We start from the raw sequence: 16258 nt of genomic DNA, 5'->3' as shown, positions 1-16258 counted from the left end.
CGAACGATGGCCTTTTTCACCTACATCGTGGCCAGCGGGAGAAACGGAACCCTCTACACCGGGTCGACCGATGACCTGACGGCGCGGGTGTTTCAACACAAGAGCAAGACGTTCGGGGGTTTCACGGCGAGGCACGATGTGGATCATCTGGTCTGGTATGAAGTCCACGAAAGCCGGGACGCGGCGTTCCGGCGCGAACGGCAGATCAAGAAATGGAATCGCGTCTGGAAGCTGGAGCTGATCGAGACGGCCAATCCGGCGTGGCGCGATCTGCATGATGAGTTTCGCCTCCAGGGGCTTACGGATGCCAAGGACTGGATCCCCGCGTCCGCGGGGATGAGCGGAAGCGAAAATGGCTGAGCTCGGCGGGAACGGTTTCGTCCATCTGAGGGTCCGCTCGGCCTATTCGCTGCTGGAGGGCGCGATCAAGGCGGGCAAGGTCGGGAGGCTGGCGGCGGACGCAGGGATGCCGGCGGTCGGCGTCGCGGACCGGGTCAATCTGTTCGGGGCGCTGGAGTTTTCCGAAGCCGCCAAGGCGGTGGGAGTCCAGCCGCTGATCGCCTGCGCCCTGCCGGTGACCGGCATCGGCGGCAAGCGGGCCGAACGCTGGGCCAAGGTGCCGACCGTGGTTCTGATCTGCCAGGACGAGACGGGGTGGCGGAACCTGTGCGCCCTGTCGTCCTCGGCCTATCTGGACGCCCGTGACGAGGAGCCGCACGTGACCTGGGAGCAGGTCGTGGCCCGGTCGGCGGGGCTGATCCTGCTGTCGGGCGGTCCGGACGGTCCGGTCGATCCCCTGTTCGTCCAGAACAAGCCGGCCGAGGGGGCAAGGGCGCTGGCGGCGATGGCCGGGGCGTTCGGCGACCGCTTCTACGTCGAGCTGCAACGGCATGGACGGCCGGACGAGGCGGCGGCGGAGCGGGGTCTGGTCGACTGGGCCTATGGCCAGGACGTCCCGCTGGTGGCGACCAACGACGTCCACTACGCCCGGCAGAACCAGGCCCGGTCGCACGACGCCCTGCTGTGCATCGCCGACGGCGCCTTCACCGGTCAGGAGGACCGCAGACGGATCAGTCCGGAGCATTTCTTCAAGACGGCGGCGGAGATGCGGACCCTGTTCGCCGACCTGCCCGAAGCCTGTGACAGCACGATCGAGATCGCGCGCCGCTGCGCCTTTCTGGTCACGACCCACCCGCCGATCCTGCCGCGCTTCGACGCCGGCGACGGCCGGACCGAGCCCGAAGAGCTGATGCATCAGGCGCGCGAGGGGCTGAAGGCGCGGCTGAAGCGGGTGACGCCCTCGGCCCCCGAGGCCGACTACTGGACCCGGCTGGAGTGGGAGGTCGGGATCATCACCCAGATGGGGTTCCCCGGCTATTTCCTGATCGTGTCGGACTTCATCAAATGGGCCAAGGCGCACGGGATTCCCGTCGGGCCGGGGCGGGGTTCCGGGGCCGGGTCGCTGGTCGCCTGGGCCCTGACCATCACCGATCTGGATCCCTTGCGGTTCGGCCTGCTGTTCGAGCGGTTCCTGAATCCCGAGCGGGTCTCCATGCCCGACTTCGACATCGATTTCTGCCAGGAGCGGCGGGAGGAGGTGATCACCTATGTCCAGGAGCGCTACGGCAAGGACCGCGTCGCCCAGATCATCACCTTCGGCACGCTGCAGGCGCGGGCCGTGCTGCGCGACGTCGGCCGGGTGCTGCAGATGCCGCTGGGACAGGTGGATCGCCTGGCCAAGATGATCCCCAACAATCCGGCCAATCCCACGAGCCTGGCCCAGGCGATCGAGATCGAGCCGCGTCTGCGCGAGGCGCGCGATGCCGACCCGGCGGTGGCGAGCCTGCTGGAGACCGCTCTGGAGCTGGAGGGGCTGTACCGCAATGCCTCGACCCATGCGGCGGGCATCGTCATCGGCGACCGGCCCCTGGTCGAGCTGACGCCCCTGTATCAGGACCCGCGGTCCGACATTCCGGCCACCCAGTTCAACATGAAATGGGTCGAGCCGGCCGGGCTGGTGAAGTTCGACTTTCTGGGCCTGAAGACCCTGACGGTGCTGGACCGGGCGCACGGATACCTGGCCCGGCGCGGGGCGGCGCAGGACTTCAACCTGCTGCCGCTGGATGACGGCAAGACCTATGAGCTGATGGCCTCGGGCCAGACGGTCGGGGTGTTCCAGCTGGAATCGCAGGGGATGCGCGACACCCTGCGCAAGATGCGCTGCGGCTCCATCGAGGAGATCACGGCGCTGATCTCGCTGTATCGCCCCGGGCCGATGGAGATGATCGACACCTATATCGACCGCAAATTCGGTCGGGCCGAGGTCGACTATCTGCATCCCAGCCTGAAGGAGACGCTGTCGGAGACCTATGGCGTCATCATCTACCAGGAACAGGTGATGAAGATCGCCCAGATCCTGGCGGGCTACAGCCTGGGCGAGGCCGACCTTCTGCGCCGCGCCATGGGCAAGAAGAAGAAGGAGGAGATGGATTTCCAGAAGGCGCGCTTCATCAAGGGCGCGTCCGAGAAGTCCGTCCCGGAACAGCAGTCCGACTCCATCTTCGAACTGGTGGCCAAGTTCGCCGGCTATGGCTTCAACAAGTCGCACGCGGCGGCCTATGCGCTGATCAGCTACCAGACCGGCTGGCTGAAGGCGAACCATCCGGTGGAGTTCTTCGCCGCCTCGATGAGCCTCGATCTGTCGAACACCGACAAGCTGGCGGTCTTCTATCAGGATGCGAGGAAGTTCGGCGTGCCCGTGAGGGCGCCCGACGTGAATACATCCTCGGCCGACTTCGACGTGGCGTGGGACGAGGGGACCGGGGCGGTGCTCTATGCGCTGGGGGCCATCCGCAATGTGGGCCTGGAGGCGATGAAGCATGTCGTCGAGGTGCGCGAGACCGGCGGTCGCTTCGTCGACATCTTCGACTTCCTGGAGCGGGTCGATCCGCGCGCGGTCAACAAGCGGGCGCTGGAGGGACTGGCCAAATCGGGAGCGTTCGATTCCCTCCATCCGAACCGCCGCCAGCTGTTCGAACAGGCCGATACCCTGATGGCCTATTGCCAGAGCGTGGCGGCGGACCGGACCTCGTCGCAGGTGTCGCTGTTCGGGGCCGATCAGGCGGGGGCGTCGCGTCCCCGGCTGAAGGCCGTGGAGCCCTGGGTCGGGCCGGAACGGCTGGATCAGGAGCTGTCGGCGGTCGGCTTCTACCTGTCCGGCCACCCGCTGGAGGACATGGAGGGGGCGCTGCGACGCAAGCGCGTGACCTTCGTCGCCGAGGCGGTGCAGCGCGTGGAGCAGGGTCACGACGCCTTCATGATGGCCGGGGTCGTGCGTCGGCGTCAGGAGCGGGCCAGCGCCAGGAATGGCGAGAAATTCGCCTTCGTCACCTTTTCGGACCCGACGGGCGAGTTCGAATGCCTGTTCCCGCCCGAACAGCTGCGGAAATGCCGCGACCTGCTGGAGGTCGGTTCGGCCCTGATGGTGCGGGTGCGGGCCAAGGCGTCGGACGGGGAGGTCCGCTTCTTCGGCGACGACTGTTCGCGGCTGGAGACGCTGGTGGACGATGCCGCGGTGGGGCTGCGGGTGCATGTGTCGGCCCGCACGACCGATCCGACCGCCATCGAGGCGCGGCTGGCGCGGGCGGTGGCCCAGCCCGGTGCCGGGGGCAAGGGGGGCGAGATCACCCTGATCGCCTCGCTGGACGGACGCCGCGAGGTCGAGATGCGGCTGCCCGGCCGCTATCGTCTGGACGGGGCGCTGCGGGGCGCGCTGAAGTCGGCCCCCGGCGTGTTGATGCTGGAAGACTCCTGATGCGCCGGGCCGCCTTGCCGGTGGCCCTGTGGTCGCTGGTCGCGGCCCTGACGGTGTCAGCGGGCGGCTGCGCCTCCTCGGGTGGACTTGCCGGAGCGGAACCCCCGGCCGTTCGGGCTGTTCTGGACGACCCGGGACAGTCGGGCACGCGCTGGGGTCTGCTGGCCGTCACGGCGGAGGGCGAAGCCGTGGTGGCGCGGAACGCGGACCAGCGCTTCATTCCCGCGTCGACCACAAAGATTTTCACCACGGCCGCCGCCTTCGCCCTGCTGGACGATCTGGATGCGCCGGATCCGGCCGATGGAACCTCGGTTCGCCTCGAAGACCGTCCGGACGGCGGCGCGGCCGATGCGGTGCTGGTCGGTGCCGGGGACGCGCAACTGGGCGACGGACCGGGCTGCGTCGCCGACTGCCTGTCGGAGCTCGCCGATGCGACGGCCGCGCGGGTCCGGCGGGTCGGAGACGTCATCGGCGACGACCGGCTGTTCCCCGACACGCGGTGGGGCCCCGGCTGGAGCTGGGAGGACATGCAGGAATCGTTCGGGGCGGCGGTGTCAGCCCTGACGGTCAACGACAATATCGTGGTGCTGGAGGTCATGCCGGGAGCGACGGTCGGCGTGCCGGTTCGGGCGACCTGGCGGGACGGGGACGACCTTCAGCCGCTGGAGACGGAGGCGGTCACCGTCGCGGACGGCGAGGCCGATCTGAGGCTGGAACGCCGGCCGGGTCAGGAGGGCGTGCGCCTTTACGGCCGGATGCCGGTGGGAGCGGCACCGGCGCGTTTACGGGTCGGGCTGGACGATCCGGCCCTGACGGCGGCGCGCCGGTTCCGGCGTCTGCTGGAGGCGCGCGGCGTGACGGTCGAGGGTGAGGTGAGGGCGCGCCATCGGCCACCGACGCTGACCGACGCCGTCGCCCCGGTTTCCGGGATGGACGGGGTGGAGGTGGCGCGTCTGGCGCGGCCGCCGCTGCTGACCACCCTGACCCGCACGGCCAGGTTCAGCCAGAACCTGCATGCCGAACTGATGCTGCATCGGCTGGGTCGGCTGGACGGCACGGGGGCGCGTGCCGACGGCCTGGCCCGGATCGAAGCGATGATGGCCACGGCGGGCGTCCCGCGCGAGGCCTTCGACCTCTACGACGGGTCCGGCCTGTCGGCCTACAATCGCATCAGTCCCCGGGCGGTGACGACCTTCCTGCTGTGGACGATGGACCAGCCCTGGGGCGAGGCGTGGCGGGCGACCCTGCCGGTCGGCGGACGGAACGGCACCCTGTCGCGGCGGTTCGTGGGGACGCCGCTGGAGGGCAAGGTGTTCGCCAAGACCGGCACCCTGAATGGCGTCAACGCCCTGGCCGGTTTCCTGACGGCCGCCAGCGGGCGGATGCTGGTGTTCGCGATCTATGCCAACGACCGGCCCTCGTCGGCGGGGTCGGCGCTGGACGTCATGGACCGCGCCGTGCTGGCGCTGGCGGCGGAGAACTGAAGCGGACGCGCCGATGCCCACTGCCCCGGACGAGCGCCGTCAGGGCCTGGTCGACACCCTGAACGCGGCGGCCCCCGCCGACGTCGATGAGGTCCGTCAGGCGGCTCGGGGCGCGTTCAGGGGAAGGGAGCTCGTCTCGATCGTGGTCAGATCGAGTTTCGTGGACGCGCGGTCGATATCGATGCCGACCACGGTCCCGTCTTCGTCGATGTCAGCGTTCAGGCCGGTCGCCACCTCCCGCGTTTCGACACCCGGTGTGGACTTCAATTCGATGTAGAGGCTGTCCGTCTCGGGATAATAGTGCAGCTTCACGATCCAGCCTTTCGGAAGTTCCGATCCAGGAAGGCATCATGCACCGTAACACCGTATTCGAGAAGAACGACGCGAAGCGCCCTCGGCGACGTCTCGCCGGGCACGACGACTTCGCCCCAACACCGGATGCGACCGTCCTCCTGAATTTCGCGCCTGAGCGGGTTGGCGGCAACCGCCTCGCACCAGTCTCGCTGGATATGGGGCCGTTTCCGCAGCACCTGTTCCTCGAAGTATCGCGTCGTCTTCAATCCCGCGTCTCCCGAAACCGAAGCTTGCATTTTCGGGGCCCGGGGTCTATCAGCCCGCCCACTTCACACGCAGGCGTGGCGTGTTCGGGGAGACATCCCGGACGCTCCGTTCCGAGGGATCATCTGGTCCTTTCACCGTCTGCGGCGGAATAATCGGAAAAAGGACTTTCCCAATGGCTCTGCCAGACTTCTCCATGCGCACCCTGCTCGAAGCCGGTGCCCACTTCGGCCACCAGACGCACCGGTGGAACCCGAAGATGGAGCGCTACATCTTCGGCTCGCGCTCCAACATCCACATCATCGACCTGTCGCAGACGATGCCGCTGTTTCACCAGGCTCTGGTGGCCGTGCGCGAAGTCGCTGCGAAAGGTGGACGCGTCCTGTTCGTCGGCACCAAGCGCCAGGCCGCCGAGCCGGTCGCCGAGGCCGCCAAGCGCTGCGCCCAGTACTATATGAACAATCGCTGGCTCGGCGGCACCCTGACCAACTGGAAGACCGTTTCGGGCTCCATCGCGCGTCTGCGCGAGCTGGAAGGCATCCTGGAGCGCGGCGGCGAAGGCCGGGTCAAGAAGGAACTGGTCAACCTGGCCCGCGAGAAGGAAAAGCTGGAACTGTCGCTGGGCGGCATCCGCGACATGGGCTCGATCCCCGACATCATGTTCGTGATCGACACGAACAAGGAAGCGATCGCGATCCTCGAAGCCCGCAAGCTGAACATCCCGATCATCGCGATCCTGGACACCAACTCCGATCCCGACGGCATCACCTATCCGATCCCGGGCAATGACGACGCTGCGCGCGCCATCCAGACCTATTGCGACCTGATCGCCGACGCCGTCCTGGACGGTCTGGCCGCCGGTGCCGCGCACTCGGGTGTCGATCTGGGCGCGATGGAAAACCCCGTCGAGCCGATGCTGGCCGAGGCCTCGGCTCCGGTCGATGCGGACGCAGCGCCTGCCGGGACCGAGGCCGTCGCCGAGGAACTGCTGGCCGCTTCGGGCGAAGAGGTCGTCGCCGAAGCGCCTGCCGCCGAGACCGAAGAGACCGAAGCCTGATCTTTTCCCTCCCCCGCGGGGGAGGGCAGGCGCGCAGCGCCGGGTGGGGGCGGCAAGGCGATGAGCAGGCGATCTGAGTCTGATCTGCCTTGCCCTCCCCACCCGGTCTTCGCTTCGCTTCGACCACCCTCCCCCGAGGGGGAGGGATAAGAGCGGATTTGACCTGTCGAGAAACTGACATCAGGCCGGGGTAATCCCCCGGCCGCTCACGCATTCAAGACTCAGGAGACCAGCAATGGCCGAGATCACCGCCGCCCTCGTCATGGACCTTCGCGCCAAGTCCGGCGTGGGCATGATGGACTGCAAGAAGGCGCTCCAGGAAACCGACGGCGACATCAACGCCGCGATCGACTGGCTGCGTGCCAAGGGCCTGTCCAAGGCCGCCAAGAAGGCCGACCGCGTCGCCGCCGAGGGCCTGGTGGCCGTCGCCTCGAAGGAAGACGGCAAGGGCGAAGTCGGCGCCGCCATCGAGTTCAACTCGGAAACGGACTTCGTGGCCCGCAACGAGCTGTTCCAGAACGCCGCCAAGGCCTTTGCCCAGAAGGGGCTGGACCATCACACGGTGGAGGCCCTGCACGGTGCCGAGCTGGAAAACGGCAACACCATCCAGGCCGAGGTCACCAACATGATCGCGACCATCGGCGAGAACATGCAGCTGCGTCGCGCCGCCCGCCTGTCGGTCGATGAGGGCGTCGTCGCCTCCTACGTCCACAATGCCGTGGCTCCGGGCCTCGGCCGAATCGGCGTTCTGGTCGCCCTGCACGGCGGTGGCGACAAGGCCGCCCTGCGCGAGCTGGGCCGCAAGATCGCCATGCATGTCGCGGCGACCGCGCCGCTGTCGCTGAACACCGATGACCTGGACCCGGCCGCCGTCGAGAAGGAGCGTCAGGTCCTGACCGAAAAGGCCAAGGAAGAAGGCCGTCCCGAGGCCATGATCGCCAAGATTGTCGAGGGCCAGATCAACAAGTTCCAGAAGGACGTGGTGCTGACCAAGCAGCCGTTCGTCATGAACCCCGACGTGACCATCGAGCAGCTGGTCGCCGACGCGGGCAAGGAACTGGGCGCGCCCGGCCTGCACCTGGCCGGCTTCGTCCGCCTGGCCCTGGGCGAGGGCGTGGAGAAGGTCGAGGGCCCGGACTTCGCCGCCGAAGTCGCCTCGATGATGGCTCCGCAAGCTTAAGGACGCTGTTTTCCCTCCCCCTCGGGGGCGCGGGCCGATCGTATACGATCGGCTCCGCACAGATCGCGAAGCGATCGGGTGGGGGCGACAAGGCAAGGCCGCACGATGGGTCGCCGGCCGTTCCCACCCGGTCTTCGCTTCGCTACGACCACCCTCCCCCGAGGGGGAGGGAGATTCTTGAGTCGAAGCCAAGCGCGCCCTTCGTCTATAAGACACCGACGATTCCCGCCGGACGAGACCCCCATGCCCGCTGACAGTGCCCCGAAATACAAGAAGGTGCTGCTGAAGGTGTCGGGCGAGGTCCTGATGGGCAATCAGGGCTATGGCATCGACATGGACACGGTCGACACCGTGGCCGCCGCTATCGCCAAGGTGGCCACGGGCGGGACGCAGATCTGTCTGGTGATCGGCGGCGGCAACATCTTTCGGGGCCTGTCGACCGCAGCCGCCGGGATGGAGCGGGCCAGCGCCGACTATATGGGCATGCTGGCGACGGTGATGAACGCCCTGGCCATGCAGAACGCGCTCGAGAAGATCGGCATCCAGACCCGCGTGCAGAGCGCCATACCGATGGCCGCGATCGCCGAACCCTATATCCGCCGTCGGGCCGTCCGGCACATGGAAAAGGGCCGCGTGGTGATCTTCGCCGCGGGGACCGGCAATCCCTATTTCACGACCGATACGGCCGCCGCGCTCCGCGCCGCCGAAATGGGCTGCGACGCCCTGCTGAAGGGCACGTCAGTGGACGGCGTCTATTCGGCCGATCCCAAGAAGGATCCGTCCGCGACCCGCTATGACCACCTGAGCTATCAGGATGTTCTGAGCCAGAATCTGAAGGTCATGGACGCCGCCGCCATCGCCCTGATGCGCGAGTCGAGGATTCCGATCGTGGTGTTCTCGATCCGCGAGGAAGACTCCCTGCGCAAGGTGCTGAAAGGCAAGGGGACCTTTACCGTTATCGGCGACACAGACCCCAAAGCGGCCTGATACAAGAAACGCACCAGGAGACCGACATGGCCAAGCCCGACCTGAAGACCTATCGCGACCGCATGGACCGCGCCGTGTCCTCCCTGAAGGAGGAGTTCCAGGGCCTGCGGACGGGTCGCGCCAACGCGGGCCTGCTGGATCCGGTCCAGGTCCAGGCCTATGGCTCCTCGTCGCCGCTGAATGCCGTGGCCGCCATCAGCGTGCCCGAGCCGCGCATGATCTCGGTCAGCGTCTGGGACAAGTCGATGGTCGGACCGGTCGAGAAGGCCATCCGCGCGGCGGGTCTGGGCCTGAACCCCATCGTCGACGGCCAGACCCTGCGCATCCCGGTGCCGCCGCTGACCGAGGAGCGCCGCCGGGAGCTGGCCAAGCTGGCCGGCAAATACGCCGAACAGCAGAAGATCGCCGTCCGCAACGTGCGCCGCGACGCCAACGACGACCTGAAGAAGGCCGAGAAGGCGGGCGAGATCAGCCAGGACGACCAGAAAAAGATGGAGACCGAGGTCCAGAAGGACACCGATGCGGCCATCAAGCGTATCGACGAGACCTTGAAGACCAAGGAAGTTGAGATCATGCAGGTTTGAGGGCGTCCTCGTACCTCGACAGAACGGATTATCGATGACGGCCCAACCCGGCGGTCTGCCAGCCTCTGAGATCGGGCCCCGGCATGTCGCACTGATCATGGACGGAAACGGTCGCTGGGCGCAGGCGCGGGGACTGCCGCGCGCCATGGGCCACCGCGAGGGGGTGCAGGCGCTGAAGCGCACCGTTCAGGCCGCGCCCGATTTCGGCATCGAATGCCTGACGGTGTTCGGCTTTTCGACCGAGAACTGGCGCCGTCCCGTCGAGGAGGTGTCCGACCTGATGGGTCTGGTCCGGTCCTATGTGTCCAGCGACCTGAACCGGCTGGCGCGCGAGGGTGTGCGGGTGCGGGTTCTGGGGCGCCGCACCGGTCTGCCCAGCGACATCGACGCCATCGTCGAGCGGGCCGAGCGGACGACGGCGCACAACGACAAATTCCTGCTTCAGGTGGCCTTCAACTACGGCGGCCGGGCCGACATCGTCGATGCGGCCCAGGCCCATGTCGATCGCGTGCTGGCGGGGCAGGCGACGGGTCCGCTGGACGAGGACATGCTGGGCTCAGGCCTGTCAACGGCCGGGGCGCCGCCAGTGGACGCCATCGTGCGGACCTCGGGCGAGCAGCGGCTGTCGAACTTCCTCCTGTGGGAGGCCGCCTATGCGGAGCTGATCTATCAGGACATTCTGTGGCCGGACTACGGGCCACACGGCCTGGCCGACGCGGTCCGGCAGTACCGGGCGCGCGACCGCCGGTTCGGGGCCGTGTCCGTCGCCCCGGCGCTCGCGGTCGGCTGATGGCGATTCGGGTGCGCGACATCGGGCTTCGCGCGGCGTCCGCCATTGTTCTGGCTCCGGCGGCCGGCCTGGCCACCTGGCTGGGCGGACCGTGGTTTCTGGCCCTTCTGGTCGCTGCAGCCGCCCTGTTGTCGGCCGAATGGGCGATGATGAGCGCGCCCAGGGCCTGGCGGGCGACGGGCGCGGCCGTGTTTCTGGCCCTGCTGTGCGCGATCCTGACGGTTCATGCCCAGCAGCTGTCGCTGTCTCTGGTGCTTCTGGTCTTCGGCGCGGTCGCTGCGGCCCTGTATGCCCGAGCCCGGGGGCAGGAGGCGCTGGATGCCGCCTATGGCGTGCTCTACCTCGGCTGGCCGGCGGTGCTGGTCATCTGGCTGCGCAACGGTCAGGCGGACGATGCCTCGGGCCTGCACTGGACGGTCTTCGTGCTGGCGGTGACCTGGGCCTCCGACATCGCCGCCTATGTCGTTGGCAGCCTGCTGGGGGGTCCGAAACTCTGGCCCCGCTTTTCCCCGAACAAGACCTGGTCCGGATTTCTGGGCGGGCTGCTCGCCGGTGTCGCGGCGGGCGCAACGATCGCGGCCTGGCTGGACATGGGGCCGCTGACCGTCCTGTGGGGCGGTGCGCTGGGTCTGGCGGGAGCCCTGGCCACCATGGCGGGCGACCTGTGGGAATCGGCGCTGAAACGCCGCTTTGGCGTCAAGGATGCGGGCAAGTTGATCCCGGGGCACGGGGGGCTGCTGGACCGGGTGGACGGGCTGATGTTCGCTATTGTCGTGGTCGCGGCCGGTCGGCTGGGCGTGCTGCTGCTGGAGGGCGGCGCATGATCCGGCGGCGGGTGAGCGTCCTGGGTTCGACGGGTTCGGTCGGGACCTCGACCCTCGACCTGATGGAGCATGGCCAGGCGGCGGGATCGGCCGGGTTTCAGGTCGTGGCCCTGACCGGCGGGGCCAATATCGAGCGTCTGGCCGGACAGGCCCGGCGCTGGCGGCCGGAAATCGCCGTGACGGCCGACCCGGCACGGCTGGATGAGCTTCGCGCGGCGCTGGACGGCACCGGCATAGCGGTCGCTGCGGGCGAGCAGGCGGTGATCGAGGCGGCGACGCGGCCGACGGATCTGGTCATGGCCTCCATTGTCGGCGCGGCGGGTCTGAAGTCCGCCTGGGCGGCGGCGGCGACCGGGGCGACGCTCGCCCTCGCCAACAAGGAAAGTCTGGTCTGCTGCGGGGCCAGCCTGATCGAGCGGGTCCGCGCCCATGGCGGGCGACTGATCCCGGTCGATTCCGAGCATTCCGCCATCTTCCAGGTGTTTCCGGCCGAGACGCCGGACCATGTCGCACGATTGATCCTGACCGCCTCGGGCGGGCCGTTCCGCACGATCTCGCGCGAGGCGATGGCCGCGATGACGCCGGAGCAGGCCGTGGCCCACCCCAACTGGAGCATGGGGGCCAAGATTTCGGTCGACAGCGCCACCATGGCCAACAAGGGCCTGGAGATGATCGAGGCGGCCTATCTGTTCGGCATGCCGGCCCAAAAGATCGACGTCGTCGTCCATCCGGAATCGATCATTCACAGCCTGGTCGAATACATCGACGGCTCGACCCTGGCCCAGATGGGGCCGCCGGACATGCGCACACCCATCGCCTGCGCCCTGGCCTGGCCCGAGCGACTGGCCTGGCCGGCCCCCCGGCTGGACCTTGCGGCCCTTGGCCAATTGACGTTCGAGGCACCCGATCCGGAGCGGTTTCCGGCCCTGCGACTGGCGCGTGAGGCGCTGGAGGCGGGGGCGGGGGCACCGACCATTTTCAATGCCGCGAACGAGGTCGCAGCCCTGGCCTTTCTTGACCGTCGTCTGGCCTTTCTCAATATTGCCGCAGTCATCGCCGAAACGCTTGATCGGATGACGAAGACGGGGCCGGGTTCCGGTCATGACGACGCCTGCGCCGGGGCCCTGGCCCTCGATGCGGACGCCCGTCGTGTAGCGGTCGGGATCGTTCAGGACATGGCGATCGCCGCCTGATGGCGTCTCGCGGACGGGAAACGGGGACGACGAGCGAATGCTGAACGCCTTGGCGCAAATCCTGATGACGGTCGTGCCGTTCCTGCTGGTCCTGACGGTCATCGTCACGATTCACGAACTGGGTCACTTCCTCGTCGCGCGGTATTTCGGGGTGAAGGTCGACCGGTTCGCCATCGGCTTCGGCAGGGCGATCTTCAGCCGCACCGATCGCCACGGCATCGAATGGCGCATCGGCTGGCTGCCGCTGGGCGGCTATGTGAAGTTTTCGGGCGACATGGATGCCTCCAGCGTACCCGACAGCCGGGGTCTCGATACGCTGAAGCGCGAGATCGTGGCCGAAAAGGGCGTCGGGGCCGAGCGCGACTATTTCCACTTCAAGCCGATCTGGCAGCGTATGCTGATCGTCGCCGCCGGGCCGGTGTCGAACTTCATCCTGGCCATCGTGATCTTCACAGTGCTGTTCTCGCTCATCGGCGTGGAGCTGCGTCCCGCCCGCGTGGGTGGGGTCTTGGCTGGATCACCCGCCGAGGCGGCCGGGTTTCAAACCGGCGACCTTATCTCCCACATGAACGGCAAGCCGGTCGAGGACGCGGGCGAGGTTTTGCGCAAGGTCAACCTGTCCAGTGGCGATCCCATCCGCTTCACCGTCGAGCGGGCCGGACAGCCGGTCGAGATCGTCGCCACGCCGGCCCGCACGACCAAGGACGACCCGATCGCAGGCCGGGTTAACGTCGGCACCATCGGCTTGAAGCTGTCGTCCACGGCGGCCGAGTCCCGCCAGATCCGCTACAATCCCATCGAGGCGGTGGGGCAGGGGGTTCGCGAGACCGGTGACGTCCTGGGCACCACCCTGAACTATCTCGGACGCATCTTCACGGGCCGCGAGAACGGCGATCAGCTCAGCGGGCCGCTGGGCATCGCCAAGGCGTCGGGAGCCCTGACGAACGCCGCAGTCGCGGCCAATCCCGACCCTGTGGCCATGGCCATCAACCTGCTTCTGACGATGATGAGCTTTGCCGCCATACTTTCGATCGGAATCGGCTTTCTAAACCTGTTGCCCATCCCGGTTCTGGATGGCGGTCATCTGGTCTTCTACGCCTATGAGGCTGTGGCGAGAAAACCCGTGGCGGCCAGTGTTCAGGAGGCGGGGTATCGGGTCGGTCTTGCTTTGCTGGCGGGTTTGATGTTGTTCGCGACCTGGAACGACCTGCAGAAGTTGAACCTGTTCAAATTCCTGGGCGGGCTCGCCTCGTGAGCCGACGCCAGCCCTTATTGGTTTCCCGAATGATCCTGAACGACCCGCGCGCCGCCAACACCCCGGCCGACAGAACTCTGCGGGGCGGTTTCGTCGCCACCGTCAGCCTGATCGCCCTGATGGCGGCCGGTCCGGCGTTGGCTCTGACGCAGCCGCCTGCGCCGAATGTCCAGTCCGGGGCGCTTCAGGCCACGGGGCAGGCCGCGACCGCACCGCCGACCGAGACCGGCGTGGTCAATCGCATCCTCGTGCAGGGCAACCAGCGGATCGACCAGACCACGGTCCTGTCCTATCTGCCGATCCAGCCGGGCGACACCATCGATCCGGTCATCCTGGACGTCGCCATCCGCACCCTGACGCGGACCCAGCTGTTCGCCGACGTCCAGATCGGGCTTCAGGAGAACGGCGACCTGATCATCCGCATCGTCGAGAACCCCATCATCAACCAGGTGGTGTTCGAGGGGAACAGCTCGATCAAGGAAGACAAGCTGCGGGAGGAGGTCACCATCTCTCCTCGCGGCATCTACACCCGTGCCCGGGTCCAGGAGGACGTGGGCAAGCTGATCGAGCTGTACCGTCTGTCCGGCCGGATCTCGGCGACGGTCACGCCCAAGCTGGTCCAGCTGGAACAGAACCGCGTCGACGTCGTCTTCGAGATCGACGAAGGCCCCGAAACCGGCGTGCAGGCCATCACCTTCCTGGGTAACCAGGCCTTCTCGGATTCCGAGCTGCAGGAGGTCATGGTCACCAAGGAATCGGCCTGGTTCCGCCTGTTCACCAAGAACGACAACTACGACCCCGGCCGCCTGGACTACGACCGCGAGCAGCTGCGCAAATTCTATACGAACCGGGGTTATTACGATTTCCGCATCACCTCGGCCGTCGCCGAGCTGACGCCCGACGACAGCGCTTTCGGCATCACCCTGACCGTGGACGAGGGGGACCGCTACAACTTCGGTACGATCGACGTAGTGACCGAAAACGATCGGCTGAACGCTGACTTCCTGAAGCTTCTGCTGCCGATCCGGTCCGGCGATCTTTACGAGAGCGACAAGATCGAAAGTTCGGTTGACGCCCTGACCTTCGCCGCCGGTTCGGCCGGCTATGCCTTTGTCGACATCAACCCGACCTATCGGGCCAATCCGGACACCGACACCGTCGATGTGACCTTCAACATCTCCGAGGGCCAGCGCGTCTACGTCGACCGCATCAACGTCATCGGCAACACGCGGACGATCGACCCGGTCATCCGTCGCGAACTGCTGCTGACCGAAGGCGACGCCTTCAACCGCACCCTGGTCGAGCGCTCGCGCAACAACCTGCGGGGCCTGGGCTTCTTCAAGGACGTGACCATCGAGGAGGAGCGCGGCTCCGCCCCCGACCGCTCGGTCGTGAACGTCACCGTCGAGGAACAGCCCACGGGTGAGCTTTCCGTCGGCGCCGGCTTCAGCTCGGTCGACAGCTTCGTCGTCAACCTGGGGATTTCGGAGCGCAACTTCCGCGGCCGGGGCCAGAACGTCGTGGCCCGGGTCGAGTGGGGCTCGCTGCGTCAGCAGATCGATTTCCGCTTCACCGAGCCCCGCTTCCTGGGTCGCGACATCGGCGCGGGCTTCGACCTGTTCCACTCGCGTTACGACTTCCAGCAGGAGTCGTCGTTCGACTATCGCTCGACCGGTGCCGGCCTGCGTCTGACCTATCCGCTGAACGGCTACAGCCGCCTGGCGACGCGCTATTTCATCAAGGACGACGAGATCATCGTGCCCGTCGGCTATTGCGCGGGCGGGGGGCAGGGGTCAGCGGCCCTGTGTGAACAGATCGGCGCCTCGCTGAACTCCTCGGTCGGCTATACCCTGCTGGTGGATCGTCGGAACGATCCCATCCGCCCGACGCGCGGCTGGACCGGATCGGTGCGCCAGGACTTTGCCGGTCTGGGTGGCGACGTGAACTATGTGAAGACCGAGGTCGAAACGACGGCCTACTACGGCATCACACCCAGCTGGATCGTCAGCGTCACCGGCTCGGCGGGCTATGTGTCGGGCTGGGCCGGGGATGCGATCCGCATCAACGACCGCTTCTTCAAGGGCGGCAACACCTTCCGCGGGTTCGAGAACGCCGGCATGGGCCCGCGCGACCTGGCCACAAACGACGCCCTGGGCGGCAACTTCTATGCGGTCGGCAGCGTCGAGCTGACCCTGCCGAACGGCCTGCCCGAACAGTACGGCATCAAGACCTCGCTGTTTGCCGACGTGGGCACGCTGGGCGTGCTCGACGACCGCTATACGGTCAACGCCACGACCGGACTGTCCAGCGCCTGCCGCGACGGGGCCGTCATCGGCGACGCCTGCGTGGCCGACGACCTGTCGTTGCGCGCCTCGGTCGGCCTGAGCGTGCATTGGAAAGCGCCGGTCGGTCCGATCCGGTTCGACTTCTCCCAGATCCTCAGTTCCGAAGACTACGACCGCACCGAAACCTTCCGTTTCTCCACCTCCACCCAGTTTTAAGCCGGGCCGTTCCGGCCTCCATAAGGTTACC

14 protein-coding genes are annotated in these 16258 nt (G+C 67.2%); 12 read left to right on the top strand and 2 right to left on the bottom strand.

The features are described 5' to 3' along the window. Positions 1-6: 6 nt before the first annotated feature. The 3 genes from HZ989_RS11580 to dacB are packed head-to-tail and all read left to right on the top strand — an operon-like array spanning position 7 to position 5298. Positions 7-360, top strand: a complete 354-nt coding sequence (locus tag HZ989_RS11580) for a GIY-YIG nuclease family protein (protein WP_209320976.1) — start codon at positions 7-9, stop codon at positions 358-360. Next, complete coding sequence (dnaE, locus tag HZ989_RS11575; protein ID WP_209320975.1) at positions 353-3814, top strand: DNA polymerase III subunit alpha; 3462 nt, start codon at positions 353-355, stop codon at positions 3812-3814. The genes HZ989_RS11580 and dnaE overlap by 8 nt, the downstream gene beginning before the upstream one ends. Beyond that, a complete protein-coding gene (dacB, locus tag HZ989_RS11570) occupies positions 3814-5298 on the top strand; it encodes a D-alanyl-D-alanine carboxypeptidase/D-alanyl-D-alanine-endopeptidase (protein ID WP_209320974.1) in 1485 nt (494 codons plus the stop codon). The genes dnaE and dacB overlap by 1 nt, the downstream gene beginning before the upstream one ends. A gap of 96 nt (positions 5299-5394) precedes the next feature. Here dacB and HZ989_RS11565 read toward each other — a convergent pair whose 3' ends face one another. Then, positions 5395-5610, bottom strand: coding sequence for a DUF2283 domain-containing protein (locus HZ989_RS11565; protein ID WP_209320973.1), 216 nt, complete (start codon positions 5608-5610; stop codon positions 5395-5397). Continuing rightward, on the bottom strand, positions 5607-5858 hold the full coding sequence (locus HZ989_RS11560) for a hypothetical protein (RefSeq protein WP_209320972.1): 252 nt from the start codon (positions 5856-5858) through the stop codon (positions 5607-5609). Before HZ989_RS11560 ends, HZ989_RS11565 begins: the two co-directional genes overlap by 4 nt. Positions 5859-6031: 173 nt before the next feature. Here HZ989_RS11560 and rpsB point away from each other — a divergent pair, with 173 nt between their 5' ends. From rpsB to bamA, 9 genes are all read left to right on the top strand, one after another. Next, positions 6032-6913, top strand: a complete 882-nt coding sequence (gene rpsB / locus HZ989_RS11555) for a 30S ribosomal protein S2 (protein ID WP_209320971.1) — start codon at positions 6032-6034, stop codon at positions 6911-6913. A 235-nt stretch (positions 6914-7148) separates the two neighbouring features. Continuing rightward, the gene (tsf, locus tag HZ989_RS11550) at positions 7149-8093 is read left to right on the top strand and encodes a translation elongation factor Ts (protein WP_209320970.1); all 945 of its coding nucleotides are present in this window, start codon (positions 7149-7151) and stop codon (positions 8091-8093) included. Between the two features lie 243 nt (positions 8094-8336). Further along, on the top strand, positions 8337-9080 hold the full coding sequence (gene pyrH / locus HZ989_RS11545; protein WP_209320969.1) for a UMP kinase: 744 nt from the start codon (positions 8337-8339) through the stop codon (positions 9078-9080). 26 nt (positions 9081-9106) lie between these two features. Further along, positions 9107-9664 carry a ribosome recycling factor gene (gene frr, locus HZ989_RS11540; RefSeq protein WP_209320968.1) on the top strand — a complete coding sequence of 186 codons (558 nt, stop codon included), beginning with the start codon at positions 9107-9109 and terminating at the stop codon, positions 9662-9664. Positions 9665-9698: 34 nt separating this feature from the next. Further along, positions 9699-10454, top strand: coding sequence for a polyprenyl diphosphate synthase (uppS, locus tag HZ989_RS11535; protein ID WP_209320967.1), 756 nt, complete (start codon positions 9699-9701; stop codon positions 10452-10454). Continuing rightward, positions 10454-11278, top strand: coding sequence for a phosphatidate cytidylyltransferase (locus tag HZ989_RS11530; protein WP_209320966.1), 825 nt, complete (start codon positions 10454-10456; stop codon positions 11276-11278). Before uppS ends, HZ989_RS11530 begins: the two co-directional genes overlap by 1 nt. Beyond that, on the top strand, positions 11275-12471 hold the full coding sequence (dxr, locus tag HZ989_RS11525) for a 1-deoxy-D-xylulose-5-phosphate reductoisomerase (RefSeq protein WP_209320965.1): 1197 nt from the start codon (positions 11275-11277) through the stop codon (positions 12469-12471). Before HZ989_RS11530 ends, dxr begins: the two co-directional genes overlap by 4 nt. 37 nt (positions 12472-12508) lie before the next feature. After that, positions 12509-13726, top strand: coding sequence for an RIP metalloprotease (locus tag HZ989_RS11520; protein ID WP_209320964.1), 1218 nt, complete (start codon positions 12509-12511; stop codon positions 13724-13726). 29 nt (positions 13727-13755) lie between these two features. After that, on the top strand, positions 13756-16227 hold the full coding sequence (gene bamA / locus HZ989_RS11515; RefSeq protein ID WP_209320963.1) for an outer membrane protein assembly factor BamA: 2472 nt from the start codon (positions 13756-13758) through the stop codon (positions 16225-16227). The last annotated feature ends 31 nt before the right edge of the window (positions 16228-16258 follow it).

Origin of the sequence: Brevundimonas sp. AJA228-03 (assembly GCF_017795885.1) — a bacterium.
Classification (GTDB): Bacteria; Pseudomonadota; Alphaproteobacteria; order Caulobacterales; family Caulobacteraceae; genus Brevundimonas.
This window is presented reverse-complemented; position numbering and strand designations above follow the sequence as displayed.

Bases quoted from the DNA above. Each gene is read 5' to 3' on its own strand.
- HZ989_RS11580 (WP_209320976.1), top strand. From the start codon at position 7: ATGGCCTTTTTCACCTACATCGTGGCCAGCGGGAGAAACGGAACCCTC.
- dnaE (WP_209320975.1), top strand. From the start codon at position 353: ATGGCTGAGCTCGGCGGGAACGGTTTCGTCCATCTGAGGGTCCGCTCG.
- dacB (WP_209320974.1), top strand. From the start codon at position 3,814: ATGCGCCGGGCCGCCTTGCCGGTGGCCCTGTGGTCGCTGGTCGCGGCC.
- rpsB (WP_209320971.1), top strand. From the start codon at position 6,032: ATGGCTCTGCCAGACTTCTCCATGCGCACCCTGCTCGAAGCCGGTGCC.
- tsf (WP_209320970.1), top strand. From the start codon at position 7,149: ATGGCCGAGATCACCGCCGCCCTCGTCATGGACCTTCGCGCCAAGTCC.
- pyrH (WP_209320969.1), top strand. From the start codon at position 8,337: ATGCCCGCTGACAGTGCCCCGAAATACAAGAAGGTGCTGCTGAAGGTG.
- frr (WP_209320968.1), top strand. From the start codon at position 9,107: ATGGCCAAGCCCGACCTGAAGACCTATCGCGACCGCATGGACCGCGCC.
- uppS (WP_209320967.1), top strand. From the start codon at position 9,699: ATGACGGCCCAACCCGGCGGTCTGCCAGCCTCTGAGATCGGGCCCCGG.
- HZ989_RS11530 (WP_209320966.1), top strand. From the start codon at position 10,454: ATGGCGATTCGGGTGCGCGACATCGGGCTTCGCGCGGCGTCCGCCATT.
- dxr (WP_209320965.1), top strand. From the start codon at position 11,275: ATGATCCGGCGGCGGGTGAGCGTCCTGGGTTCGACGGGTTCGGTCGGG.
- HZ989_RS11520 (WP_209320964.1), top strand. From the start codon at position 12,509: ATGCTGAACGCCTTGGCGCAAATCCTGATGACGGTCGTGCCGTTCCTG.
- bamA (WP_209320963.1), top strand. From the start codon at position 13,756: ATGATCCTGAACGACCCGCGCGCCGCCAACACCCCGGCCGACAGAACT.